The 1,368-nt window shown below is 38.4% G+C and carries 1 protein-coding gene and 1 pseudogene; both read right to left on the bottom strand.

Annotation, left to right across the window (positions count from 1 at the left end; translation table 11 throughout):
• Positions 1-322: 322 nt before the first annotated feature.
• Complete coding sequence (locus tag B0186_RS08195; RefSeq protein ID WP_235817209.1) at positions 323-1,189, bottom strand: YadA family autotransporter adhesin; 867 nt, start codon at positions 1,187-1,189, stop codon at positions 323-325.
• A gap of 30 nt (positions 1,190-1,219) precedes the next feature.
• Positions 1,220-1,368, bottom strand: a pseudogene (locus B0186_RS11540) (IS256 family transposase); the annotation flags it as partial.

Raw genomic sequence — 1,368 nt, 5'->3', positions numbered from 1 at the left:
GATATTTTGAACATTCTTTGATGTGATAGTCATAAATCAATCATTCCATAATTTGAGCATACCATTCCTAAATGAAATGCTACATTTTGACTTAAAACCAAATATTGCAACATCTATGGATTTTGAGTAATGAGAAGAGTCTGAAATTCAAACTATAATATTGTTAATAATTCATTTATGAGGCTGAAATCTTCTTTGAGAAACATCTCATAAGATCAAAATACCTTACATTCGAATACTCAACCCAAAATAGATAAAGCAAAGGCAACGAATACCGCTGCCTTTACTTACATGATTATGAATAATATTTTTCGCTTAGAAATTACCATTCATAACCAAGACCAATGGAGCTTACAATATCACCCTGCGTATTTGCACTACCGCTTAACTTGAATAGCACTTTACCATTATCGCTTGCTCTAGAGTAACCAATCGCAATGGCACTTTGCCCTTTATAATTACCCGTCGAAGCAGCTATCATTGATTTTCCATGACCACGTACTTGCGGAAGCCCTGCAATTGCCGCAGATCCTGCCACGCCTGCACGCAAATCTTTATTCACACGATTTATTTTGTTATCCAAATGATTAACTCGCTCACCTAAATTTGCAATATTTTGGGTGTTTTGATTCACTTGAATATTGGTTGCATACAATTGTGAACCATTGACAGCATCTTTTGATGTTGGACGGATATGGCCATTTGCCACATTCACCACTTTATTCCCACCTGCATTAATGCCTTGCGTAGAAATAGAGACGTTACCTGTTGTAACGGAGTTGACTTTTACATCATCTTTCAAGCGAACCGATACTTTGCCTTCTGCTGTTGTTGTGGTTGTAAGGTTTTTACCATCACCTGTAACTTTAATGGTATCGCCTAACTGATAATTCAGCGTTTTCCCATCATCTGTTTGACTGTGAATACCATTGTTCACTTTGGCTAATGTCGCTTTACCTGCTTCTGATAAATCTACCTTGATAGTATTACCATCTACCTTGGTTTCAATCGCATCAGAACCACCAACAATATTTAAATGACCGCCGTCTTTGAACTTAATTTCGTCTCTTGTACCTACGCCGAAAGTAAATTCTGGTGCTTTCGCAGTGACCGATAAATCATAATTTACCGCCCCTGTCATCGCATTCACAACAGTTTTAACCACTCTCACCGCCAGGGCTGACCCCATCCCAAATTCTGTGTAAACACCCATTTCAACTTAACGGTGCTCGTCTAAGCGAGCACCAAAATCAATCATAAATCGATTCATCGCCAGTTTCCAGTTTTGAATCGGCATTGTCCATTTTTTTGAGGCATCTTTCATCGCAAGCCAAATTACTTTGAACACCGAATCATCCGTTGGAAACA

The organism is Canicola haemoglobinophilus (genome assembly GCF_002015075.1).
Taxonomy (GTDB): domain Bacteria; phylum Pseudomonadota; class Gammaproteobacteria; order Enterobacterales; family Pasteurellaceae; genus Canicola; species Canicola haemoglobinophilus.
Note: the sequence above shows the minus strand (reverse complement) of the source record. Positions and strands in the feature narration are given on the sequence as shown.

Bases quoted from the DNA above. Each gene is read 5' to 3' on its own strand.
- B0186_RS08195 (WP_235817209.1), bottom strand. From the start codon at position 1,189: ATGGGGTCAGCCCTGGCGGTGAGAGTGGTTAAAACTGTTGTGAATGCG.